Annotated in this window: 21 protein-coding genes; 9 read left to right on the top strand and 12 right to left on the bottom strand. The window is 63.8% G+C overall.

The window, feature by feature from the left end; translation table 11 throughout:
- Positions 1–248 (bottom strand): transposase family protein (locus EOA16_RS25180; RefSeq protein ID WP_245456018.1); only part of this gene is annotated, 248 nt, incomplete at its 3' end.
- 230 nt (positions 249–478) lie between these two features.
- Here EOA16_RS25180 and EOA16_RS25170 point away from each other — a divergent pair.
- The 3 genes from EOA16_RS25170 (at position 479) to EOA16_RS25155 (ending at position 3,850) form a co-directional block, all read left to right on the top strand.
- The gene (locus EOA16_RS25170; protein WP_127260611.1) at positions 479–1,318 is read left to right on the top strand and encodes a carbohydrate ABC transporter permease; all 840 of its coding nucleotides are present in this window, start codon (positions 479–481) and stop codon (positions 1,316–1,318) included.
- 245 nt (positions 1,319–1,563) lie between these two features.
- Positions 1,564–2,625, top strand: coding sequence for a Gfo/Idh/MocA family oxidoreductase (locus EOA16_RS25165; protein ID WP_127260610.1), 1,062 nt, complete (start codon positions 1,564–1,566; stop codon positions 2,623–2,625).
- Between the two features lie 226 nt (positions 2,626–2,851).
- A complete protein-coding gene (locus tag EOA16_RS25155; RefSeq protein ID WP_127260608.1) occupies positions 2,852–3,850 on the top strand; it encodes an ABC transporter ATP-binding protein in 999 nt (332 codons plus the stop codon).
- A 157-nt stretch (positions 3,851–4,007) separates the two neighbouring features.
- Here the strand turns inward: EOA16_RS25155 and EOA16_RS25150 are convergent, their stop codons facing one another.
- The 5 genes from EOA16_RS25150 to EOA16_RS25130 all read right to left on the bottom strand — a co-directional run bounded on the left by EOA16_RS25150 (position 4,008) and on the right by EOA16_RS25130 (position 10,465).
- Positions 4,008–4,853, bottom strand: a complete 846-nt coding sequence (locus EOA16_RS25150; protein ID WP_127260607.1) for a fumarylacetoacetate hydrolase family protein — start codon at positions 4,851–4,853, stop codon at positions 4,008–4,010.
- A gap of 219 nt (positions 4,854–5,072) precedes the next feature.
- On the bottom strand, positions 5,073–5,804 hold the full coding sequence (locus tag EOA16_RS25145) for an SDR family oxidoreductase (RefSeq protein WP_127260606.1): 732 nt from the start codon (positions 5,802–5,804) through the stop codon (positions 5,073–5,075).
- 187 nt (positions 5,805–5,991) lie between these two features.
- The gene (locus tag EOA16_RS25140; RefSeq protein WP_127260605.1) at positions 5,992–8,364 is read right to left on the bottom strand and encodes an aldehyde dehydrogenase family protein; all 2,373 of its coding nucleotides are present in this window, start codon (positions 8,362–8,364) and stop codon (positions 5,992–5,994) included.
- Positions 8,365–8,434: 70 nt separating this feature from the next.
- The gene (deoC, locus tag EOA16_RS25135) at positions 8,435–9,484 is read right to left on the bottom strand and encodes a deoxyribose-phosphate aldolase (protein WP_127260604.1); all 1,050 of its coding nucleotides are present in this window, start codon (positions 9,482–9,484) and stop codon (positions 8,435–8,437) included.
- A gap of 153 nt (positions 9,485–9,637) precedes the next feature.
- Positions 9,638–10,465, bottom strand: coding sequence for a ferredoxin--NADP reductase (locus EOA16_RS25130; protein ID WP_127260603.1), 828 nt, complete (start codon positions 10,463–10,465; stop codon positions 9,638–9,640).
- Positions 10,466–10,686: 221 nt separating this feature from the next.
- Here EOA16_RS25130 and EOA16_RS25125 point away from each other — a divergent pair, with 221 nt between their 5' ends.
- The 6 genes from EOA16_RS25125 to EOA16_RS25095 all read left to right on the top strand — a co-directional run bounded on the left by EOA16_RS25125 (position 10,687) and on the right by EOA16_RS25095 (position 17,543).
- Complete coding sequence (locus EOA16_RS25125) at positions 10,687–12,771, top strand: hydantoinase/oxoprolinase family protein (protein ID WP_127260602.1); 2,085 nt, start codon at positions 10,687–10,689, stop codon at positions 12,769–12,771.
- Between the two features lies 1 nt (position 12,772).
- Positions 12,773–14,515, top strand: coding sequence for a hydantoinase B/oxoprolinase family protein (locus EOA16_RS25120; RefSeq protein ID WP_127260601.1), 1,743 nt, complete (start codon positions 12,773–12,775; stop codon positions 14,513–14,515).
- A gap of 125 nt (positions 14,516–14,640) precedes the next feature.
- Positions 14,641–15,417, top strand: a complete 777-nt coding sequence (locus EOA16_RS25115) for an ABC transporter substrate-binding protein (protein WP_127260600.1) — start codon at positions 14,641–14,643, stop codon at positions 15,415–15,417.
- A 169-nt stretch (positions 15,418–15,586) separates the two neighbouring features.
- Positions 15,587–16,702 (top strand): aminomethyltransferase family protein, encoded by a 1,116-nt coding sequence (locus EOA16_RS25105; RefSeq protein ID WP_245456017.1) that lies wholly within the window; start codon positions 15,587–15,589, stop codon positions 16,700–16,702.
- A gap of 55 nt (positions 16,703–16,757) precedes the next feature.
- On the top strand, positions 16,758–16,964 hold the full coding sequence (locus EOA16_RS25100; RefSeq protein ID WP_127260597.1) for a hypothetical protein: 207 nt from the start codon (positions 16,758–16,760) through the stop codon (positions 16,962–16,964).
- 3 nt (positions 16,965–16,967) lie between these two features.
- Positions 16,968–17,543 carry a Fic family protein gene (locus EOA16_RS25095; RefSeq protein ID WP_127260596.1) on the top strand — a complete coding sequence of 192 codons (576 nt, stop codon included), beginning with the start codon at positions 16,968–16,970 and terminating at the stop codon, positions 17,541–17,543.
- Between the two features lie 19 nt (positions 17,544–17,562).
- On the opposite strand, the gene EOA16_RS25090 is transcribed toward EOA16_RS25095, so the two are convergent.
- The 6 genes from EOA16_RS25090 to EOA16_RS25065 form a co-directional block, all read right to left on the bottom strand.
- Positions 17,563–18,219 carry a methionine ABC transporter permease gene (locus EOA16_RS25090; RefSeq protein ID WP_127260595.1) on the bottom strand — a complete coding sequence of 219 codons (657 nt, stop codon included), beginning with the start codon at positions 18,217–18,219 and terminating at the stop codon, positions 17,563–17,565.
- Positions 18,200–19,297, bottom strand: a complete 1,098-nt coding sequence (locus EOA16_RS25085; protein ID WP_127260594.1) for a methionine ABC transporter ATP-binding protein — start codon at positions 19,295–19,297, stop codon at positions 18,200–18,202. Before EOA16_RS25085 ends, EOA16_RS25090 begins: the two co-directional genes overlap by 20 nt.
- A 91-nt stretch (positions 19,298–19,388) precedes the next feature.
- A complete protein-coding gene (locus EOA16_RS25080) occupies positions 19,389–20,243 on the bottom strand; it encodes a MetQ/NlpA family lipoprotein (RefSeq protein WP_127260593.1) in 855 nt (284 codons plus the stop codon).
- Between the two features lie 253 nt (positions 20,244–20,496).
- Positions 20,497–21,984, bottom strand: a complete 1,488-nt coding sequence (locus EOA16_RS25075; protein WP_127260592.1) for an aldehyde dehydrogenase — start codon at positions 21,982–21,984, stop codon at positions 20,497–20,499.
- Positions 21,981–23,174: a cytochrome P450 gene (locus EOA16_RS25070; RefSeq protein WP_127260591.1), complete on the bottom strand. Its 1,194-nt coding sequence runs from the start codon at positions 23,172–23,174 to the stop codon at positions 21,981–21,983. Before EOA16_RS25070 ends, EOA16_RS25075 begins: the two co-directional genes overlap by 4 nt.
- Positions 23,175–23,231: 57 nt before the next feature.
- Positions 23,232–24,680: an APC family permease gene (locus tag EOA16_RS25065; protein ID WP_127260590.1), complete on the bottom strand. Its 1,449-nt coding sequence runs from the start codon at positions 24,678–24,680 to the stop codon at positions 23,232–23,234.
- Positions 24,681–24,686 lie beyond the last annotated feature (6 nt).

The following is a 24,686-nucleotide window of genomic DNA, read 5'->3' as shown; positions in this document are numbered from 1 at the left end:
CTGAAGGTGTCGTGGCTCGGACACCCATGCTTCAGCTCGACGATCTCTTTCAACTCGTCTTCCCGGCCCTCCACGAATTCAGCAATGTCCACACAGCTTTTGGCACCGCACAGTGTCGCTGCAAGCGCCAGGAACAGAAGTTCAGCAAGATTATGCCGCGCATTGATATCGCGCGGATCACGAACCTCTCGCAGGATAGACATAACAAACGGCACTGCGGCCTCCTCTGCAACGAGAAAGCCTCTCAAGAATCCCTCTTTTCCTGCTTGGCAAGTGCCAATCAACTTATCTGCGATTCCCCTGCCCTCAAGGGGGGAGATTGGATGGCACGATTGCCGTCGCCAATCTCCAGCGTTGAAGAAAAGGTGCTGAGCCTCAAGCTGCCAATCTCCCCCCTTGAGGGGGAGATGGCCGGCAGGCCAGAGGGGGGTGCCTGGGCGCCAAGTTTTCCAATGACAACTCACTTGGAGACTTTCCAATGAGCACCGCCACCCGTTCCATGCCCCGCACCATCGGCGCCCACGCGATTCTGTTGACCTACACGGTGATCGCACTGTTTCCGGTGATCCTCGTCATCATGAACTCGTTCAAGTCGCGCGCGGGCATCTTCGGCGCGCCATTGACGCCGCCGACGCCAAAAACCTTCGACCTGATCGGCTACACGACCGTGATCGGCCAGGGCGACTTCATCCACTATTTCCAGAACAGCCTCGTCGTCACCGTCGCCTCGCTGTTCTTCGTGCTGTTGTTCGGCGCCATGGCTGCCTTCGCTCTGTCGGAATACCGTTTTCGCGGCAATTCGCTGATGGGGCTCTATCTGGCGCTCGGCATCATGATCCCGATCCGCCTCGGCACGGTCGCCATCCTGCAGTTGATGGTGGCGAGCGAGCTGGTCAACACATTGACGGCGCTGATCCTGGTCTACACCGCGCAAGGCCTGCCGCTTGCCGTCTTCATCCTGTCGGAATTCATGAAGCAGGTGTCCGACGATCTGAAGAATGCCGGCCGCATCGACGGCCTGTCCGAATACACCATCTTCTTCCGGCTGGTGCTGCCGCTGGTACGGCCATCGATGGCAACCGTCGCCGTCTTCACCATGATCCCGATCTGGAACGATCTGTGGTTCCCGTTGATCCTGGCGCCATCGGAGGAGACCAAGACCGTGACGCTCGGCGCGCAGCTCTTCCTCGGCCAGTTCGTCACCAACTGGAACGCCATCCTGGCCGCACTGTCGCTGGCGATCATGCCGGTGCTGATCCTCTACGTCATCTTCTCGCGGCAGCTGATCCGCGGCATCACGTCCGGAGCGGTGAAGTGAGCGGAGACCTACAAATCTCCGTTGGAGCTTTCACCCCACCCGGCGCTGCGCGCCGACCTCCCCATCAAGGGGAGGTAGAAGGTCAGCGCTTTATTCTCGATCGTCCGGGGTCTCAGTTCAGAGCAGTTTCTTTGGCAGTGGGACATTCACGCCAACGTCCTACCTCCCCTCGATGGGGAGGTCGGCGCGAAGCGCCGGGTGGGGTGACACCCTCGAAGGAAGCAACTGGAATTTGGAGTAGCTAGGTGACATCTAAACCACCTCTTCGCGTCGTCGTAGCCGGGCTTGGCAATATGGGTCGCAGCCATGCGCTGGCCTACCATACCAATCCAGGTTTCCAGATTGCGGCGCTGATCAATCGCTCCGACGTGCCGCTGCCGGACGGGCTGTCTGGTTATGGCATCAGGCGCTCCTTCGATGACGCCCTGCGCGAGGAAAAACCCGACGTCGCCTGCATCGCCACCTATTCCGACAGCCATGCCGACTATGCGGTGAAGGCCTTCGAGGCCGGCTGCCATGTCTTCGTCGAAAAGCCGCTGGCAACGACCGTGGCCGACGCCAAACGCGTCGTCGCGGCGGCCAAGGCCAATGGCAGAAAACTGGTGATCGGGTACATCCTGCGCCATCACCCATCCTGGATCAGGCTGATCGCCGAAGCGCGCAAGCTCGGCGGCCCCTACGTCTTCCGCATGAACCTCAACCAGCAATCCTCAGGACCCACCTGGGAGACGCACAAGCAATTGATGCAGACGACGTCGCCGATCGTCGATTGCGGCGTGCACTATCTCGACGTCATGCTGCAGATCACCGACACGAAGCCGGTCGAGGTGCGCGGCATGGGCGTGCGGCTGACCGACGAGGTCGCGCCGTCGATGTACAATTACGGCCACCTGCAGGTGCTGTTCGATGACGGTTCGGTCGGCTGGTACGAGGCCGGCTGGGGGCCGATGATTTCGGAAACGGCCTTCTTCGTGAAGGACGTCATCTCGCCCAATGGCTGCGTGTCGATCGTCATGAAGGAGGGTGTGAAGTCGGATGACATCGACACCCACACCAAGACCTCGACCATCCGCCTGCACAGCGCCGCGACCGGTGCGGACGGCAGGTTCGTCAAGCCGGACGAAATGCTGTCGATGGAGGGCGAACCCGGCCATCAGGACCTCTGCGACCTCGAACAGGCCTTCGTGCTGAAGGCGATCCGCGAGGATCTGGATCTCACCAAACACATGGACGACGCGGTCAAATCGCTCGCCGTCTGCCTTGCCGCCGACGAGAGCGTGCGCAGTGGAAAGGCGGTGCGATTGTGAGAGAGCAATTGCCATCGAAGGTTGCGCTCTATGGCGCCCCCCTCTGGCCTGCCGGCCATCTCCCCCTCAAGGGGGGAGATCAGATGTCGGCACTGCCTTCGCCAATTATCAGCGCTGCAAAGTGGCGCGAGGCCTCGAAGCTGCCAATCTCCCCCCTTGAGGGGGAGATGGCCGGCAGGCCAGAGGGGGGTGCCTTGGCTCCCGCTCATCAATTTGGAGGACTGCCGTGGGCTCGCTGAACATCGAGAACGTGAAGAAGGCCTTCGGGCCGGTCGAGGTGCTGAAGGGCATCAACCTCGAAGTGAACGATGGCGAATTCGTCGTCTTCGTCGGCCCGTCCGGCTGCGGCAAGTCGACCTTGCTCAGGGTCATTGCCGGACTGGAGGATTCGACCTCGGGCCGCGTCGTCATCGACGGCGCGGACGTCTCGGCCACACCGCCGGCCAAGCGCGGCATCGCCATGGTGTTCCAGACCTATGCGCTCTACCCGCATCTGACGGTGAAGAACAATATGGGCCTCGGGCTCAGGCAGGCCGGCACGCCCGCCCCGGAGATCGAGCGTCGCATCGGCATCGCGTCGTCGATGCTGTCGCTGGAACCCTATCTCGGAAGGCGGCCGGCCGAGCTCTCCGGCGGCCAGCGGCAGCGTGTCGCCATCGGCCGCGCCGTGGTGCGCGAGCCAAAATTGTTCCTGTTCGACGAACCGTTGTCGAACCTCGACGCGGCGCTGCGCGTCAACACAAGGCTGGAGATCGCGCAGCTGCATCGCCGGCTGAAGGCGACGATGATCTACGTCACCCACGACCAGGTCGAGGCGATGACGCTGGCCGACAAGATCGTGGTGCTGAACGCAGGGAAAATCGAGCAGATCGGCGGTCCGATGGAGCTCTACAATTCGCCGGCAAATGAGTTCGTCGCCGGCTTCATCGGCTCACCGAAGATGAACTTCGTCGACGGCGCCCGCCTCGGCGAAACAGCCAAGACCATAGGCGTGCGGCCGGAACATCTGACCGTCGATCCGAAATCCGGCGCCTGGAAGGGAACGGTGGTGCACGCCGAGCATCTCGGCGCCGACACCAATCTCTATCTCGATTGCGAGAAGGCCGGGCTGATCACGGTCAGGATTTTCGGTGTCTATGATGCCGAACCGGGCGCCACACTCTATGCGACGCCGGATCCGGCGAAGACGTATCGGTTTGGTGCTGATGGGAAGGTGCTGAAGTAGGCGGCGGCGCAGCCCCTCACCCAGCCTCCGCTTCGCTCGGCTGACCTCTCCCCGAGGGGAGAGGAGATTGCCAGCGCCGCCGCTCACCTCTTCTCCCCAGCGGGGAGAAGGTGGCCGCGAAGCGGCCGGATGAGGGGGCAGCGCAACCTTGCAGATCTTAAACGTCCGCCTTGAACGTCTGCTTCTGCTGGCCCAACCCTTCGATGCCCAGTTCCACCACGTCGCCAGCCTTCAAGAACACCGGCGGCTTCATGCCGAGACCAACGCCGGGCGGTGTGCCTGTCGAAATAATGTCGCCGGGGTGCAGCGACATGAACTGGCTGAGATAGGAAACCAGGTATTTGACGCCATAGACCATGGTCTTGGTCGAGCCGTTCTGCATCGTCTTGCCGTTGACGGTCAGCCACATCTTGAGGTTCTGCGGATCCGCTACCTCGTCCTTGGTCACCAGCCATGGGCCGGTCGGGCCGAACGTGTCGCAGCTCTTGCCCTTGGTCCACTGGCCCTGCCGCTCGGCCTGGAAGGCGCGTTCGGAGACATCGTGGGCAACGCTATAGCCGGCGACATAGTCGAGCGCATCGGCCTCGCTGACATATTTGGCGGTCTTGCCGATGACCACGGCCAGCTCGACTTCCCAGTCGGTCTTCTCCGAGCCGCGGGGGATCAGCACGTCATCATCCGGCCCGACAATGGCCGAGCTTGCCTTCATGAAGATGATCGGCTCCGGCGGCACGGTGGCGCCGGTCTCGGCGGCATGGTCGGAATAGTTGAGGCCGATACAGATGAACTTGCCGGTGCCGGCAACGCAGGCGCCGAGGCGCGGGCTGCCGGAAACCGCCAGCAGCGACTTCGGATCAAGCTTGGCGAGTGCCGCCAGCGATGCCGGATCGAGTGCCTTGCCACCGATATCGGTGACGTGAGCGGAGAGATCACGGATCGTTCCATCCACATCGAGCAGGCCGGGACGTTCGCTTCCCACCTCGCCATAGCGCAGCAGTTTCATCTAAATCCTTCTCCTGATTGCGGCCTCGCGGCCTTTTGCAAACTTTCCGCCAAGGCGATTGCTCCTTCAAGGAACCGGCGGACCGTACCCATCGACCTGAATAGGGACAAGCGCGATCGCCATGCAAGATAGCCGGCGCGCGGGATTTTCAGACTCTTCGATCCCCTGTTAAACGCGGGGAAAGGGCCAGATCGTCCTGCTCGCGCAAGATTTCCGCAGTCAGATCGACCAGCCGCCGTCGATATTGTAGGCCTGCCCTGACGTATAGGTGGCACCGGCCAGGTAGACGGCGAGATCGGCGATCTCCTCCGGCGTGCCGAGCCGGCCCATCGGCTGGCGGGCGATGAAGGCGGCGCGGGCGGCATCGTAGTCGCCTTGCGCATGCATGCGGTCCTGCAGCGACGGGCTCTCGACCGTGCCGGGGCAGATGGCGTTGCAGCGTATGCCCTTGCCGACATAGTCGGCGGCGATCGCCTTGGTCAGGCCGATGACGGCGGCCTTGGTCAGGCCATAGACGAAGCGGTTGGGCACGCCCTTGGTCGAACTGGCCAGCGAGGCCATGTTGATGATCGATCCGTCGCCGCGTTCCAGCATGCCGGGCAGCACGGCCCGGCTGGTGCGGATCATGGCGCGAACATTGAGGTTCAGCGCGAAATCGAGGTCGCCGTCCTTCATCTCCAGGATCGAGCCCGAATGGACGAAACCGGCGCAATTGAACAGCACGTCGACGACACCGATCTCGGCAAAGGCGGCGTTGACGGCTTCGTCGTTGAGCACGTCCAGCTTGCGGGCCTTGATCCCCGGCGTCGTGGCGAGTTCCGCCAGCAGTGCCTCGTTGATGTCGGTGGCATGGACGATGGCGCCAGCCTTTGCGAAGGCCAGTGCACTCGCTCTGCCGATGCCTTGCGCCGCTGCCGTGACGACAACGACCTTGCCTGCCAGATCCGCCATACTGCTCTCCTCGTCCACTGGGGATAGTCCGGGTCTACCTGCGGCTGGCCAAGGCGTCATGTGCCAGTCACGCGTGATCGTGCAGCCTGCGCCGTTGACCGTTCACTGATAAAGATGTTTTTTCTCGTTAAAGAACATCTGTCCGTGCGTCAACCCCGAACACGATCTCAACAGCACCGGCGGGACATCAATCGCCGTAAGGCACCCAGACATTCTTGACCTCGATGGCGCGGCGCAGGAAGGCGTCGCCGGCGGCTTCGTCGGATGTCCAGTCGAGGCCGCGGCCATTGCCGCTCCAGACCCGCTTGAGGTTGCCGATGGACTCGGCTTCCGCCTTGGCGCAGGTGTCCGCATCGGCGAACACCCAGAGCCCGTCGACATCGTCATGCTTGGCCAGCACCCCGGCAAGCTCGGCGCTGCGGCCGGTGACGATGTTGATGGCGCCGGCCGGCACATCGGAATATTCGATCACCTGGTAGAGATCGGTCGCCAGCAGCGGATAGCGCTCGGACGGCACTGCCACCACCGTGTTGCCCATGGCCAGCGCCGGCGCGACCAGCGAGATCAGGCCGAGCAGCGGCGAGCTATCGGGAGCGACGATGCCGACGACGCCGACCGGCTCGTGCAGCGCCAATGTCACAGCACGCGCCGGCGGCTGGTGCACGCGGCCCTCGAACTTGTCGGCAAGGCCGGCATAGAGGAACAGCCGCTCGATCGACTGTTCTACTTCTTCCCGCGCGGCCTTGGCGGTCGCACCCGTAAGTTCGGTCAGGCGAGCGGCGAACTCGCCGGCACGGCCGGAAAGATTCTCGGCCAGATAATAGAGCACCTGGGACCTGTTATAGGCGGTCGCCTCCGGCCAGGCCGTGGCACCGCGGGCGGCAGAGACGGCATCGCGGATATCCTTGCGGCTGCCGAGCCCAACTTCGCCGGCAAGCTTGCCCTTGGCGGTGGCGATGGCGAGCGAATAATTGCCGTCCGGCCGTACCTGCTTGCCGCCGATGAACAGCTTTGCCGTGCGGTCGATTGCCGAGCCGTCGGCCTGCTCGACTGGCTGCGCCGAGAGCGTCGCCGGCTTGATGACCGGCCCGAGCGGCAATTTCGCCGTGAGATATTCGAACATGCCTTCGCGCCCGCCTTCGCGCCCGAAACCGCTTTCGCGATAACCGCCGAAGCCACAGGCGGCGTCGAACATGTTGGTGCCGTTGACCCAGACCACGCCGGCCTTCAATTGCGGCGCGACGTGCAGGGCAAGGTTGACGTTTTCGCTCCACACCGAGGCGGCGAGCCCGTAGCGCGTGTTATTGGCAAGCTCGATCGCCTCCTCGGTGTTGCGGAAGGTCATGGTCGCCAGAACCGGGCCGAAGACTTCCTCCTGAGCCAAAATATTAGCCGGCGAAACACCGGTGGCGAGCGTCGGCAGATGGTAGTAGCCGGTGGACGGCAACGCCGCATCCGGCTGCCAGCAGACAGCGCCTTGCTTGGCGCCCTCGGCGACCAGGCCCTTGACGCGCTCGAGCTGTGTAGCATCGACCAGCGGGCCGATATCGGTGTTCTTGTCGAGCGGGCTGCCGACGCGCAGCCGGCTCATCCGCGTCTTGGCCTTGGCGATCAGGGCGTCGGCGATGCCCTCCTGCACTAAGAGGCGCGAACCGGCGCAGCAGACCTGGCCCTGGTTGAACCAGATGCCGTCGACCAGGCCTTCGACGGCGCTGTCGAGATCGGCATCCTCGAAAACGACGAAGGCCGACTTGCCGCCGAGCTCGAGAGACAGTTTCTTGCCCGAGCCGGCCGTGGCTTTCCTGATGATCTTGCCGACCTCGGACGAGCCGGTGAAGGCGATCTTCTGGATGCCGGGATGATTGACGATGGCCACGCCCGCCTCAGGCCCGCCCTGGACGATGTTGACGACGCCCTTCGGCACGCCGGCGCGTTCGCAGATCTCGGCAAACAGGATTGATGTCAGCGGCGTGAACTCGGCCGGCTTCAGCACCACGGCGCAGCCGGCGGCGAGCGCCGGCGCGATCTTCCAGGCCAGCATCAGCAGCGGAAAGTTCCACGGGATGATCTGACCGACCACGCCGACACCCTTATGGCCGGGGAAATCCTTATCCAGTGCCTGCGCCCAGCCGGCATGGTGGATGAAATGGCGGATCGCCAGCGGCACGTCGATATCGCGGCTTTCGCGGATAGGCTTGCCGTTGTCGATTGTCTCCAGCACTGCGAACAGGCGCTGGTGGCGCTGCATGGCGCGGCCGATGGCATAAAGCACCTTGGCGCGCTGATAGCCTGAGGCGGCCGACCACTTCGGCAACGCCTTGGCGGCGGCCGCAACGGCCAAGTCGATATCGGCGGCACTGGCATCCGAGACCTTGGCCAGCAGCTTGCCGGATGAGGGGTCGCTGGTCTCGAAAGTCTTGCCGCCGGAAGCGGCTTTCCAGTCGCCGCCGATGAACAGCGCCTTGCCGAAATCGCGCGCGGCAAGCCACGCATCGGCCTCGTTGCGGGCTTCCGGCGCCGGGCCGTACTCCATGGCGTGATAGCGATCGAGGATATTCATCAGGGGCCTCCTTCACCCTCCCGCCTGGGAGGGTCGATCGGCATAGCCGATCGGGGTGGGTGTGGTACGCTCAAGCCATCGCGTGGCGATGATTGGCCGAATAATGACCGGTCAGATGGTGCTCGAGCTGGCGCTCGATGTCGGTCAAGAGGCTCGAGGCACCGAAGCGGAACAGCTCGGGCTCCAGCCACGGCCGGCCAAGTTCTTCCTTCATCAGCACCAGCCAGTCGAGCGAGACCTTGGCCGTGGCAATGCCACCGGCCGGCTTGAAACCGATGAGATAGCCGGTCTCTTCGAAATAGGCCCTGATGGCGCGCACCATGGCGAGGCCGACGGGCAGCGTCGCATTGACGCTTTCCTTGCCGGTCGAGGTCTTGATGAAGTCGGCGCCCGCCATCATCGCCACCATCGAGGCCAGCATGACATTGCGCAGCGTGGCGAGGTCGCCGGTGCCGAGGATGACCTTCAGATGCGCGTCACCGCAGGCGGCGCGCATCGAGACGATCTCATTGTAGAGCTCCCGCCACTTGGCGCCGAACACCAGGCCGCGCGGGATGACGACGTCGATCTCGTCGGCGCCGTCGCGGACCGAGGCCTCGATCTCCTGCAGGCGGGTCGACAGGGGTGCCAGGCCATGCGGGAAGGCGGTGGAGACGGCGGCGACATGGATGCCGGTGCCGCGCACCGCATCGACGGCGGTGGCGACGAAGGGATGGTAAACGCAGACGGCGGCCGGGCGGATGGTTTCACCCGATATGCCGAGACCCTCGACAATGTCGCGGCGGAACGGATTGATCGCCTTGGCGCAGAGCCGGCGCACGCGCTCCTCGGTGTCGTTGGAATTCAGCGTCGTCAGATCCATGCAGGCGACGGCCTTTAGCAGCCAGGCCGCCTGGTTGTCGGCCTTGATCGAGCGCCGCTTGGTCAGGCTGGCGACGCGGCGTTCCAGTGCCGAGCGATTGACGCTGCGCACCGATTCCATGAAGCCGAGGTCGAGCTTCATGCCTGGATTGCGCGCAATACGATGGTCGTGCGGGAGGGGGGTATTGGCGGCGGCGCGCGCCGGCAGCGGCGTCACCTTGGACGAGCCGACATCGGCCTCGCGGATTGTGCTGCTCATCTCCTGCCCTTTCATTCAGCGACGTGTGCCGAAGATAGCCCGTGAAGTCGCACTTCACGAGTCCTGCGGGCGGTCATAACCGAAAAAGGCGGCGGAAGCAGCAATTTTTGACCGTGCAGTCAAAAACGTAGACTTTGAGATGTTAGGCTCGGCTCAGCCGACGAAAGCGCGCTCGACAACGAAAGTCGCTGGATGGCTCAGCGAGCCTTCCTCGAAACCGAGGCTTTCGGCCAGCTCCTTGACGTCCTTCAGCATATGCATCGAGCCGCAGATCATGATGCGGTCGGTTTCCGGGTTGAGCTTGTCGATACCGAGATCGCTGTAGAACTTGCCGGAGCCGATCAGCGCGGTGATGCGGCCCATGCATGCCGACTCTTCGCGGGTCGTCGAATTGTAGAGCGTGACGCGCCCAGTGGTCAGCTCACCGATCAGCGGGTCGCTTTCAAGTGCCGCGACCAGCTCCTGGCCATAGGTCAGCTCGGCATTGTCGCGGCAGGTATGGGTCAGGATCAGCTGATCGAATTTCTCGTAGGTGTCGGGGTCGCGCAGCAGGCTGGCGAAGGGCGCAATACCGGTGCCGGTCGAGATCATGAACAGCCGCTTGGCCGGCGTCAGCGCGTCGACCACCAAAGTGCCGGTCGACTTCTGGCGCATGATGACGGTGTCGCCGACCTGGATCTTCTGCAGTTCCGAGGTGAGCGGGCCGTCCGGCACCTTGATCGAGAAGAATTCCAGCTCTTCGTCCCAGGCGGGGCTCGCCACCGAATAGGCGCGGTAAACCGGCTTCTCGGCATTGGGCAGGCCGATCATGACGAACTCGGCGGAGCGGAAGCGCAGCGACTGCGGACGGGTGATGCGGAACGAGAACAGCCGGTCGGTGTAGTGCTTCACCGAGACGACGGTTTCGGCATAGACGTTGGCCGGAATCGGGAACTGCAGCGGGCGGGCACCGACGGTGTTGAGAGCGGATGTGGTGTTCATCAAATCCAACCTTCTGGCCCAGCTCACGGACGCGGGCGCCAAACCTTCACTTGCGCGCCCGAACCATTCAAGTTCCGGCGTGCTGTTCGCACACTGCAAAGCGGCAAGCTCTTGTGTCCGGAATTTATTAGTATACAAACGATATTTGCGTCAAGATGCTCCCTTAAAACAGCTTTCCAAACTGACGCATATCCGTAGTCCGTGCATTTCGGGTTTCGACGATGGAAGAGAATTTTTCGGCGCAAGCGCGCGATTCCCAGGGAAATGTCGTTGCCGGTATCGATGTCGGCGGCACCTTCACCGACCTGCTCCTGATCGACGGACGCGATGGTGGCAGGGTGTATCTAGCCAAGACGCCGACCACGGTCGACAACCAGGCCTTCGGTGTCGTTTCGGCACTCGGCGCCACCGGATTTCCGATCGACGGCATCGACCTTATCGTGCATGGCACGACCACCACCACCAATGCGGTGCTCGAACGCCGGCTGGCGAGAACCGGCATGATCACCACGCGCGGCTTTCGCGACGTGATCGAGCTTGGCCGGCGGACGCGGCCTCAGGCCTATGGCATGACTGGCAGCTTCGTGCCGATCATCCCGCGCAATCTCAGGCTCGAAGTGTCGGAGCGCGTCGAGGCTTCGGGCGCGATACGCACGCCGCTCGACGAGGCCGAGATGCGCGACGCCGTTCAGGCGCTGATCGCGGCCGGTTGCGAATCCCTTGTCATCCATTTCCTGCATTCCTACGCCAACCCGGCACATGAACGGCGTGCCGTCGAAATCGCCGCGGAATCCTGGCCGAACGGCTACATCACGGCAGGCCATGCTTTGCTGTCGGAAGCACGCGAATTCGAGCGCGGCGTCACCGCCTCGGTCAACGCCTCCGTGCAGCCGATCCTAGAGCGCTATGTCGAGCGGCTGCGCAAGGAATTGGGTGCAAAAGGCTATGCCCGTGATTTCCTGATCATGAACGGCAATGGCGGCATGATCTCGGCCCGCTTCGTCACACGTGAATCGGCCAAGACCGTGATGTCCGGTCCGGCCTCGGGCGTCATCGCCGCCGCCTATACGGGCAAGCGCGCCGGCTTCGAAAACCTCGTCACCTACGACATGGGCGGCACCTCGACCGATGTGGCGCTGATCCGCAATGCCGAGCCGGCTGTCTCGAACGAGATCGAGATCGAATATGCCATGCCGATCCATGTGCCGATGGTGGCGGTGCACACGGTCGGCGCCGGCGGCGGCTCGATCGCCCGCGTCGATGCAGCCGGCCTGATCCAGATCGGCCCCGAAAGTGCCGGCGCCAATCCCGGCCCGATCTGCTACGGGCGCGGCGGCCTCGAACCGACCATCACCGACGCCAATCTGGTGCTAGGCAGGCTGGCGCCGAAGAAATTGCTGGCGGTCGAAAACCCGGTCACATCAGAGCGTGTCACCGGCATCTTCGAGGAGAAGATCGGCAAGCCGACCGGCCTGTCCGGCGTCGAGGCGGCGGGCGCGGTGCTGCGGCTCGGCAACATGAAGATGGCCGGCGCCATCCGCATGGTCTCGGTGTCGCGCGGCCATGACCCGCGCGATTTCGCGCTGTTCGCCTTTGGCGGCGCCGGTCCGCTGCATGCGACCGCTCTGGCGCGCGAACTCGGCCTGCCCCGGGTGCTGGTGCCGGCGCGGCCCGGCATCACCAACGCGCTCGGCTGCGTCGTCGCCGATTTGCGCCACGACTTCGTCAACACCATCAACCAGCCGGTGGCGGTCCTCGACGAAAAGCAGCTTCACGAGGTATTGGAACGGCACCGAAACGAAGGCGAGGAGCTGATAGCCAAGGAAGCTGTGAAGCCGGAGACGATCCGCGTCACCCACTCCGCCGACATGCAGTTCGTCGGCCAGACCCACATCATCAATGTGGCGCTGCCATCGTCGTCGGTGACGCGAGCGACGCTGCAGCTTCTTTTCGAAAAGGCCTATTTCGCCCGCTTCAAGGTCGAGCTGCCGGAAATCCGCGCCAATCTCGTCAACCTCAACACGTCTGTCACCGGCGTCCGCCCGGCGATCGACCTGTCGCGGCTGATCGACCCGGCTGGGCGTGCAACAACGCTCGACGAGGCGCGGCGCGAGATCCGGCCGGTCTGGTATGCCGGCCGCTGGCACGAGACGCCAGTATACGCACGCGAAAAACTACCGCTCGACGCGGTCATCGAAGGCCCGGCGATCCTCGAACAAATGGACGCCACCACCGTGCTCGAACCCGGCGACCGCGCACGCAGCGACGCTGACGGCAACATCATCATCGATATCGGCGAGGCCTGAGATGGAAAAACTCGACGCCATCACCCTTTCGGTCCTCCAGGCGGCTCTGCAGCAGGTCTGCGACGAGATGGACCTGACCTTTTCGCGCGCCGCCTTCTCGCCTGTCATCGCCGAGGCCAATGACCGCTCCGACGGCATCTATTCGGCCGTGGACGGCTCGCTGATCGCGCAAGGCAGCCAAGGCCTGCCGGTGTTCGTCGGCGTCATGCAGTATTCGACCAGGACGGTGATCGAGATGATCGCCGATGGCCGCTGCTTGGCCCCGGAGCCGGGCGACATCTACATCGTCAACGACCCCTATCTCGGCGGCACGCATCTGATGGATGTACGCTTTGCCATGCCGGTCTACCGCAAGGGCAAGATCTTCTGCTGGCTGTCGAACACCGGCCATTGGCCCGACATTGGCGGTTCGGTGCCGGGCGGATTTTCAGCCTCGGCGACCGCGGTCGAGCAGGAAGGGCTGCGGCTGCCGCCGGTAAAACTGTTCAAGAAGGGCGTGCTCGATCCGGAAATCTATGCCATCATCTGTTCCAACATCCGCGTTGCCGACCAACGCATCGGCGACATCAGGGCCCAGGCCGCCGCACTGCTGATCGGCCAGGACCGGCTCAACGGAATCCTGGATCGTTACGGTGACGAAACCGTTGTCGAGGCGATAGCCGAACTGCGCCGCCGTGCCGCCGAACAGATGCGCGCCAACATAGCGGCCATTCCGGACGGCACCTACCATTCCAAGGCGTTTGTCGATTCCGACGGCGTGGTCAACGAGCCGCTGACCATCGCGCTCGCCGTCGAGAAACAGGGCGACACGCTGACCTTCGATTTCGCCGGCTCGTCAAAGCCGTGTGCGGGACCGATGAACAGCGTGCTGGCGACCACCTTGTCCTCGGTCTACCTCGCCATGCGCCACATTTTCCCGGATGTGCCGATCAGCGCCGGCGCTTTCGAGCCGCTGATCGTCAAGAGGCCTGATGGCACGTTCCTCGACGCCAAATATCCGCGACCTGTATCGGGTTGTGCCGCCGAGGTTTCCCAGCGCATCGCCGAGGCGGTGTTCGCGGCGATGGTGCAGGCACTGCCGGAGAAGGTGACGGCGGCGCCCGCCGGCTCCAGCGGCAATTTCGCCCTCGGCGGCAACGACCCGGCGCGCGGCCGCGATTACGTCATGTACCAGATCTCCGGCGGCGGCTATGGCGGCAATTCAGGCCATGACGGGCTGACCAATGGCTGCTCGACCATCGGCATCTCCAAATCACCGCCGGTCGAGATCATGGAGCAGGCGTTTCCGGTGCTCTACCGCCACTACGCCCTGCGCGAAGGCTCGGGCGGCGCCGGCAAGCACCGCGGCGGTTTCGGCCTCGCCTATGAGGTCGAAATCCTGCGCGGCGACGCCCGCGCCTCCTTCGTCATGGACCACGGCCGTTTCGGCCCGCAGGGCGCACTCGGCGGCAAGGATGGCGCGGTCAACACGGTCACCGTCGTCCGCAACGGCGAGGAACATGTACCGCCGCACCTATCCAAGGAGCAGGACATCGCTTTGAAGGCCGGCGACCGCGTGCGTGTCGGCACGCCGGGCGGCGGCGGCTATGGCGATCCGCGTCAGCGCGATCCGGATCTGGTGCTGCGCGACGTGGCGTTAGGTTACTATACGGCCGAGGAAGCCAGCGAAAAATTTGGCGTTGTCCTCTCGGCAGGCGAACGCGCCATCGACCGGACGGCGACGAACAAGCGGCGCGCTGGCTAACGCACCACCAATCGTGAAGGCTTGGTCCGCTCGCCGCGCCGCGATCGGCGCATGACATGTCGTTTCCGTCTCCGCCGTACGCCTGGAAGCCCGTAGACTTCCCGCTTTCAACGGGGATCTCGAACATGCGTCTTTTCGGTCGTTTCGTGCTTGCCACTTCCGTCGCTCTCACCCTTGCCACCGGCGCTGCGTCCGCCCAGGACAAAAAACTCAGGATCGGCACCGAGGGCGCCTATCCGCCCTTCAATTACGCCAGTGCCGACGGCACGCTGGGCGGTTTCGACATCGATCTCGGCAAGGCGCTGTGCGCCGAGATGAAGGCCGAGTGCGAGTTCAGCGTGCAGGATTTCGACGGCTCGATCCCCGCGCTGCAGGCCGGCAAGTTCGATGCGATCATCAACATCACCATCACGCCGGAGCGGGCCGAGAAGGTCGAGTTCACCCACAAATACTACCAGACGCCGCCGGCTATCGCGGTGCCGAAGGATTCGACCATATCAGGCACCGCGCCGGACGATCTGAAGGGCAAGGCGTTGGGTGTGCAGACCGCGACCATCCACCAGAAATTCGCCGAGCAGAAATATGCAGGCTCCACCGTCAAGGCCTATCCGACCGGCGACGACGCCCGCACCGATATGGCCAATGGCCGCCTCGACGCGATGATGGACGGCTCGATCATCCTGACCGAATGGCTGAAGAAGCCCGACGGCGCCTGCTGCAAATTGCTCGGCACGCTGACGGCCGATCCGGCCATTCACGGCCCTGGCGTCGGCATCGCGCTGCAGAAGGGCAACAAGGAGCTGGCCGACAAGCTCAATGCGGCCATCGACGCGCTGCGCGCCAACGGCAAATACAAGGAAATCAACGACAAGTACTTTTCCTTCGACGTCTACGGCAGCTGAGACCGTTTGGAAACGCTACTCTGGCGGCCATCTGAAGGCGTTTTCTGCGCTTCCGGTGCTCACGGACCTGAATGTCCGCTGCGCTCCGGTTCTCGAAACCACCATCATATGACTCGCCAGAGCGAATTTCGAAACGGTCTCGGGACGGTAATGAGTGATGGAGGCTTCCTTGGCTGAACGGCGCTCCCCTTTCTACAGCAGCATTGTCGGGTTGGGCGCGACCATGGGTCGTGTCGGCGGCGATTTCATCTCGGCCAAAACCTATTCCAGCATTGCCGACGAGCACCTCAACACCCGCAAGAATGTCGGCGTGCAGGATCTCAGCACCATGGGCAAGATGGACATCAAGGGGCCGGACGCCGAGGCGCTGGTCAACCATGTCATCGTCAATGATGCCGCCGCGATGAAGCCCGGTCAGGTCCGCTATTCCACCGTTTGCCGCGACGATGGCGGCATCATGGACGATCTCACCGTGTTCAGGCTGGCATCAGAGCATTTCATGCTGGTGACCGGTTCGGTCAACCGCCTGAAGATACTGCCCTGGCTGCTGCATCATGCGCAGGGTCGCAAGGCCTATGTCACCGACATCACCGCCGCCATCGCCTTCCCAACCATCCAGGGGCCGCGCTCGCGTGACCTGTTGAAGGCGATGATCTCGGATGCCGATCTGGATGGGCTCAAGCGCTGGGCATTCACCTCGGGGGGCGTCGGCGAGACCAAGGTGCTGATCTCGCGCACCGGCGTCACCGGCGAGCTCGGCTTCGAACTGTTCGTGCCGGCCGACGAGGCGGCCTCCGTCTGGAACGTGCTGATGCGAACCGGCCGGGACTTTGGCCTGAAACCCTACGGCGTGCTGGCGATGTTCACGCTCGGGCTTGAAAAAGCCTATCCGGCGCATGGCATCGACATGGACGAAACCCGCACGCCGTTCCATGTCGGCCTCGACCGCTGGATCAAGTTCGACAAGGGCGATTTCGTCGGCCGGCAAGCGCTGCTCAAGGTCCGCGACAAGGGCCTCGACGAGCAATGGGTCGGACTGATCCTCGACGGTGACAAGCCAGCCGCGACCGATGCCAGGGTCCTGGCCGATGGCGAGGACGCCGGCATCGTCACCTACAGCGACCACGGCTATTCCCTTGGCAAGGTGCTGGCCACCGCGCATCTGCTGCTTCCCTTCACCGCGATAGGCACCGAGCTCAGCATCGACATCGACGGCAAGCCGACGCGAGCGGTCGTGGCGCCGATACCGTTCTTCGATCCGGAAGGAGCCAGGCTACGCGGCTAGCACGGCTGTCCCGGAAATCATTTCGGTCTCTCCTAGGGTATGATATGGTTTGCGAATGAAGTCTCCTAATTCGAGAATCGGCCGTTCAGCCAAGACCGGCCAGTTCGTTCTGACCAGCGCGCGCGGCGAGAAAATCAGCGCCGTGGAAGGCATGACCTTGTCGCCTCGCATGGTTGAAATACTCAGCCAGGGTGTGCGGCGCGGGCTGTCCGGCGATGAGCGGCGTTCGCTCATCAAGGAAGAAATCCGCAAGAAGAAATAGACGTTGGTCTACGCCGCCGAGTCCGATCCGCTGTGCTACCCCGGCACGACGGTGCTCATCAATCTGCTGGACCTCCGCGACCAGGCCGAGCTTGATGAGGTCGAGCTCGCGCTGTTCCTGACTCGCGCTGACGAGCCATTGCCGGCAGGCGAACTCGACTACCGTCACTATCTCAGCCTGCACCGGCACCTGTTCCAGGATGTGTATGGCTGGGCCGGTCAGCCGCGCACCATCCGCATCTGCAAGGCCGGCAGTTGGTTCTGCTATCCCGAACACATCCCCACCGAGATGGCGCGGGTCTTTCGCGAACTCGGCAATCCCGACCGCTTAGCTCATCTCGACGGCACCAGCTTTGCGAAGCATCTGGCGCACATCGTCGCGGAGATCAATGCCGTGCATCCGTTTCGCGAAGGCAATGGCCGTGCCCAGCTCACATTCCTTGCCATGCTCGCCGAGCACGCTGGTTTCACGTTCAACGCTGATATCCTCGACCGTGACAGGGTGATTCAAGCCATGGTCGACAGTTTCATTGGCTCCGAGGCGCCACTGAAGGCCCTCATCGAAGACATCATTCGCTAGTCTAGTTAGCCGGCTCCGCCTACCCCCGCCGGTCCAGCCTCACCACCAGCCTGTCCCCCACCCACTGGATGCCGCAGACCAGAATGATCAGCACGATGACCACAGCGATCATCACCGACGTCTCGAAACGCTGATAGCCATAGCGGATGGCGAGGTCGCCGAGGCCGCCGGCACCGATGGCGCCGGCCATGGCTGACGCACCGATCAGCGTCACCAGCGTCACCGTGAAGCCGGCGACGATGCCGGGCAGGGCTTCCGGCACCAGCACCTCGCGGATGATCGTCCAGCGGTTGCCGCCCATGGCGCGCGCCGCCTCGATCAGCCCGCGATCGACTTCGCGCAGCGACACTTCGGCGATGCGCGCGTAGTAGGGCGTAGCGGCGATCGACAGCGGCACGATGGCTGCCCATGTGCCGATCGAGGTGCCGACGATCAGCCGCGTCACCGGGATCAGCGCCACCAAAAGGATGATGAAGGGCACCGAGCGGAAGCCGTTGATGACGGCGCCCAGCGCCCGGTTGACCCACAGGCTTTCGGCAATGCCGCCGCGTTCGGTGGCAATCAACGCCAGGCCGAGCGGCAGGCCGAACACCAGCGAGATGAGGCCGGAGGCGGCCGTCATCAGCACCGTCTCCCAGATCGAACGCAGCAGAAGTTCAAACAGGATTGGCGACATGGCCAAGCACCTCCACCCGCGCCTGGCGGGCCTTCAGGAATGTGATGATGTCAGCGAGATGATTTGCATCGCTGCCGGGAACAGACAGGAACAGCGTGCCGACCGGCTGCTGCTGGATATGGTCGATGCCGCCATGGACGAGGCGGAAGGCGCCTGGAACAGCCGTGGCAAGGTCGGACAGCAATGGCCCGCTTGCCGCCTCGCCGGCCACATCCACGCGCAGGATCGTCTCCGCGCCGGCCGCCGGCAGCAGCCGGGCCGCCAGCTCGGCCGGCAGTTGCGGCCGGATGGCCCCGAGCAGGCTTTTGGTGATGTCTGATTGTGGGTCGGCAAACACCGACCAGACCGGCCCTTGCTCGACGATGCGCCCGGCATCGATCACCGCAACGCGGTCGGCGATCGAACGGATCACCTCCATCTCATGGGTGATCAAAAGGATGGTCAGGCCAAGCTGCCGGTTGATGTCCTTGAGCAGGGCAAGGATCGAACGTGTCGTCTCCGGGTCGAGCGCCGATGTCGCTTCATCCGACAGCAAGAGCGCCGGCCGTGCGGCAAGCGCCCTGGCAATGCCGACGCGCTGCTTCTGGCCGCCCGACAGCGACGCCGGATAGGCTTTTGCTTTCTCCGACAGGCCGACGAGATCGAGCAGTTCGGCCGCACGTGCCAGCCGCTCGGCTTTCGGCCGGCCCTCGATCTTCAGCGGCAGCGCCACATTGTCCTCGACCGTCTTGGCCGACAGCAGGTTGAAGTGCTGGAAGATCATGCCGATGCGCCGCCGCAGCGGCTGCAGATCGCGCTCGCCGAGCCGGCTGATCTCGCGGCCCTCGATGAACACCTCGCCGGAATCAGGCCGTTCCAGCCCGTTCAGGCAGCGGATCAGCGTCGACTTGCCGGCGCCGCTGCGGCCGATAATGCCGAGGATCTCGCCCTTGCGCACGGTCAGCGAAATGCCGTCGAGCGCCGCCGTCACACCGAAGCGGCGCTTCAACTCGACGAGGCGCACGACATCCTGAGATGCGTCGGGCCGGGCGCGGGTCGGATCGGTGGTGTCCCCGGATGCCGTGATATGCTGGTTCATGAATGTTCCTGTTCCCGAAAACGCAATCGCGGCCCGCGCCTGAGCGCGGACCGCTGTTGCTCTCGAACGGGGCGTCCGGTCGAGGATCGGATCAATAGGCGCTGAGGCCGGTGCCCTTGTAGACCTTGTCGAACTCGGCCTTCACCGCCTCGTTCTGATAGGAGGCGACCAGCGTCTTCACCCAGGCCTCGTTCTCGTTGCCGGTCTTCACCGCGATGAAGTTGCGGTACGGATTGTCGGCGATGGGCTCCTGCGCGATGCGGTTTTCCGGCGAAAGGCCGCTTTTCAGCGCCCAGTCGGTGTTGACCACGGCCGCGTCGAGATCCTCGACCGAGCGGCCGACGATGCCGGCGTCGAGTTCCTTGATCACCACCTTCTTCGCATTCTCGGCGATGTCGGCGGTGGTGGCCAGAATGCCGGTGCCATCCCTGAGCTTGATCACGCCCTCATTCTGCAGCACGCGCAGTGCCCGGCCTTCATTGGATGGGTCGTTCGGCACGCCGACGATCGCGCCCTCGGGCAGGTCGGCGACCGCTTTATACTTCTTCGAATAGAGGCCGATCGGCCAGACGCCGGTGTAGCCGACGCGCACGATGTGGTAGCCTTGGGTCTTGATCTGGTTGTCGAGATAAGGCTGGTGCTGGAAGGCGTTGGCGTCGATCTCGCCGCGCTCCAGCGCCTCGTTGGGCTGGGTGTAGTCGTTGAACACCACGGTCTCTATTGCGAGGCCCTTTTCGGCGGCTTGCGCGACGACGACGCGCCAGACATCCTCGTCCTCGCCGCTGATGATGCCGACCTTGATCGCCTTCTTGTCCTCGGCGAACGATGCGCCGGGCGCCATCAGGCTGCCGATCGCGACGGCCGAGGCGAACAGCAGAGCCAAGCCGCTGCGCCGGTTGACGGTTGACCCGAGGGAAGATGTCCAAGTGTTCTTGAAGTCGGTCATGATTGATCTCTGCGGTTGTGAAGTCATGGCAGCGAGGCGGATTACCTAGCCTTGGTCACATCCTCAGAAATTCTAACTGTTATATCAAAGAACGCGTTTCGCCGTTCTCGCCAAAGCCGGGAATATTCTCTCAAAATTCTCGCGTGAGTGAGAACGAGACGCCATTGAATCGATCGCGGTGGGCTACGCTTCGATCCGCTGTGCTTCGCAAGCAAGGTCAGATACTCGGAAAAAACCGGCGCAGCCGCCAGCCTCAAAGGGCGATCCAGGCCGTCTTGAGTTCCAGATATTTCTCCAGCGCGTGCAACGACTTGTCGCGGCCGAAGCCGGACTGCTTGACGCCGCCGAGCGGCACGGTGATGTCGGCGCCGCCATAGGTGTTGACGTGGACGACGCCGGCATTGATGGCGCGCACCATGCGATGCGCGGTGGAGAGGTTGGCGGTCCACACCGCAGAGGCAAGCCCGTAGACGGTCGAATTGGCAAGCCGCACCGCCTGCTCCTCGGTCTCGAAGCGCATGACGCCGAGTACCGGCCCGAACACCTCCTCACGCGCCAACTGCATGTCTTGCGTGACGTTCTCGAAGATGGTCGGCGCCATGTAGCTGCCGCCGGTCTCGGTCAGGATCCGTTCGCCGCCAGTGACGAGACGGGCGCCTTCTTCGGTGGCCCTGGCGACGAAGCCGAGATTCTTGTTCAGCTGTTCCGCGCTCGACACCGCGCCGACATCACTGGCCAGATCGAGCGGATCGCCGACTTTCAGCCGCGTCGTCGCCGAGAGCAGTTCGTCCATGAAGCGGTCATAGACCGCCGCCTGGACGAGGAGGCGGGAGCCGGCGACGCAGACCTGGCCGGAATTGCGGAAGATACCATTGGCCGAGACGACCGCCGCCTGCTTCAGGTCCGGGGCGTCGGCAAAGACGATGTTCGGCGACTTGCCGCCGAGTTCGAGGAAGATGCGCTTCAGGTTGGAGCGGGCGGAATATTCGAGCAGCCGCCTGCCGACCGGCCCGGAACCGGTGAAGGCGATGGCGTCGACATCCATGTGCAGCCCGAGCGCCTCGCCGGTGACCGCGCCGCGCCCGGTGACGATGTTGAGCACACCGGGAGGCAAACCGGCCTCGCTTGCCAGTTCGGCCAGCCGCAGCAGCGTCAGCGAAGCGATTTCCGGCGGCTTGACCACCACGCAATTGCCGGCGGCAAGTGCGGGCGCGATCTTCCAGGCGCCGATCATCAGCGGAAAATTCCACGGCACGATGACGCCGACGACGCCGAGCGGCTCCTTGTGGATCAGTCCCAGCACATTGTCGGCTGTCGGCGCAATCTCGCCATAGACCTTGTCGATCGCCTCGGCATAATAGCGGATGGTGCCGGCGGTCGACAGCGGTTCGGCCTTGTAGGCCATGCCGATCTCGGTGCCATTGTCGCGCACGCCGAGCACGGCCAGCTCGTCGGCATGCTTTTCGACCAGCTCGGCGAATTTCGTCAGCACCTTCTTGCGAAACGCCGGTGCGGCGCGCGACCACGAGCCCTTCTCGAACGCCTCGCGCGCCGACTTCACGGCGCGGTCGATATCGGCGGCGTTGCCGTCGGCGATGCTGGCGAAAGGCCGGCCGTCGATCGGCGACGTCACCGGCAGGCTTGCGCCGCTTGTTGCCTCGATCCGCACGCCATCGATGAACAGGCCCCGCGCGCCGATCTCTGCCTTGCGCAGCGTGTCGATGGCGTTCTGGCTGATCATGGGTGACGGACTCCCAGGGAAACATGCAATGTGGTTGGCGCGCGGAATTCCCAGCCGCGAAACACCGGCTCCTTGCCCGGCACCAGGCGGAGATCGGGGAAGCGTTGGAGCAGCAGCCTTACCGCGAGGCACATCTGCTCGCGCGCGAAAAACCGGCCCGAACAGAAATGATGGCCGAAGCCGAAGGCGGCATGGTTGCCTTCATCGCGGTTGATGTCGAAGCGGTCGGGATCGGCAAAGCGGCTCTCGTCGCGGCTTGCCGAAGAGACGAGGGCGGCGACGGCAGCACCGGCAGGGATCGTCACGCCGCCAAGCTCGACCGCCCGCGTCGTCTGCCGCGTCTGCGTGCCGATCGGCGCCACCCAGCGCAAGCCTTCGTCGACAGCTCTGGGCACAAAGGTCTCGGGATCGGCGAGCACTTGCCGCAATTGCTCGGGGTGGGCCAGCAGGCCGGCGAGGATCGAGCCGGCGCCATGTCCGGGCTCCTGCATGCCACCGAGCAGGATCACCTTGATGCTTGGCATCAAAAAATCGATCGGTCGCGTCGTGCCTTCCGGCATGCCGTCATGCAGCATATGCGACAGCGCCGAGTCATCTGGCTGGCGCGCAAGTCTTTCCAGCGTCGGCAGGATCGCGTCGCCGACCTCGGCGCTGATTGCGTCGGCGATCTCCTGCCGCTTCGGGTCGTTCTCGAAATTGATGGCGCCCTGGGCAAGGCCGTAGAACCAGCGGCGCAGCTTCGGCATGTCGATGTCGGCAAGGCCGAGCGAGCGCGCCAGGCTGAGCGTCGACACCGGCTCGAGATAATCGGCCATCAGCTCGGCGGAGCCCTGGTTGGCGATCCGATCGAGAAAAGGTTCGGCAATCGACCGCACGAGGTCGCCGGCATAGGCGGCGACGGTGCGCGGCCGGTATTTCGGGTCGGCGCCCTGGCGCAGTTGCTTGTGCATCTCGCCATCGGTGGTCAGGATGGTGGGCTTGCCGAAGGACCGCTCGACCGGTGACGAGCCGACCACGGCGGAGAAGATCTCGGGCGACTTGGCAACGCTCTCGACATCCTTCCAGCGGGTGACGAACCACAGATTGACCGCCGGCACGAAAGCGACAGGCGCGCTGCGCCTGAGTTCGGCATAGATCGGGTAGGGATCGGCTTCCAATGCCTCGACGGTGATATTTTCGGCAAAGCTCAAATCCGCCACTCCCTTTGTGGTGTAAGGGCGGCGTGGCACGCCGCCCCTTTGCTTTTCTCAATCTTTCAGCGGCTGGCCGAGGTTTTTGAACGCGACCGGATCGCGGCTCTTGAGCGCGCTGGCCAGCAGCAGGCCGACGATCGCGGCGATCAGCACCAGCCCCGGCAGGAACACGCCAAGGAAACCGCCGGCCCCGGACAGGCTGCCGAAATTGATGACGATCAGGTAGATGATGATGACGAAGGCGATGAAGGTCAGCCCGGGCAGGATGGTGGTCTTCATCGCGTTCTCCTGCGTCGATGGATTGGCGCGGAAGAACATCACCATGGCGAGCGAGGCCACCGCCATCATGACGATGACGCCGAGCGTCGCGACATTGGTCAGCCACGAAAACAATGCCAGCACCGGATCGAGGCCGAGCACGGCGAACAGCCCGACGACGACCGCGGCGAGCACGCTCTGGATGACGGAAGCGACATGCGGGCTCTGGTGCACCGAATGCGTCACGCCGATCGTCTGCGGCAACAGCTTTTCGCGGCCCGAGACATAGATGTAGCGGGCCACCGCATTGTGGAACGCTAGCACGCCGGCAAACAGGCTCGACACGAACAGGATGCTCATCGCCTGCGACAGCATCGTTCCGGCGTAGCGGTCGGACAGGCCGAACAGGAAGGTCGTCGGATCCTGCAATCCCTGCAGCGTCGGCAGCAATTTGTCGACACCGGCGCCAACCGCCATCAGCCATGCCGTGAGCATGTAGAAGACGCCGATCAGCACGACCGAGAAATAGGTGGCGCGCGGAATGGTGACCTTTGGATCACGGGCTTCCTCGGCATAGATCGTCGTCGCCTCGAAGCCGATGAAGGCGGCAAAGCAGAACAGGATGGCGATGGCCGGCGAGCCGCTGACGATCTGGCTCCAGCTGAACGGCGCCGCCGACAGGCCGCTATCGCCGCCGGTCTTCAGGATGGCGATGTCCAGGACCAGCACCACCAGATATTCGCACAGCACCAGCACCGTCAGGATCTTGGCGGAGAGGTCGACCTGTCGGTAGCCGAGCACGGCCACCAGCGCGATGGCGATGAAGCTCCATACCCACCAGGGCAGATTGATGCCCCAGCCGGCGAACAGGCCTGATGTCGCGGCACCCAGGAGACCCATGACCCCGATCTGCATGGCGTTGTAGGACAGGATGGCGATCAGCGCCGTGGCGCCGCCGGCCATGCTGCCGAGGCCGCGCGCGGCATAGGCATAGAAGGCGCCGGCATTGCCGACATGGCGTGACATGGCGACATAGCCGACCGCGAACAGAAGCAGCAGCACCGTCACGATCAGATAGGTGCCGGCAAAGCCGGCGCCATTGCCCATCAGCATGCCGAGCGGGGTCCCCCCGGCGACCGCGGTAAGCGGTGCGGCCGCCGAAATCACCATGAAGGTGATGGCGCCGACGCCAAGACTGTTCTTGCGCAGCCTGTTGGCCGGCGCCTGTTCCGAGACTGCTGTCATTGATCC

This window comes from Mesorhizobium sp. M7A.F.Ca.US.008.03.1.1, assembly GCF_003997495.1.
In the GTDB taxonomy this organism is placed as follows: Bacteria; Pseudomonadota; Alphaproteobacteria; order Rhizobiales; family Rhizobiaceae; genus Mesorhizobium.
This window is presented reverse-complemented; position numbering and strand designations above follow the sequence as displayed.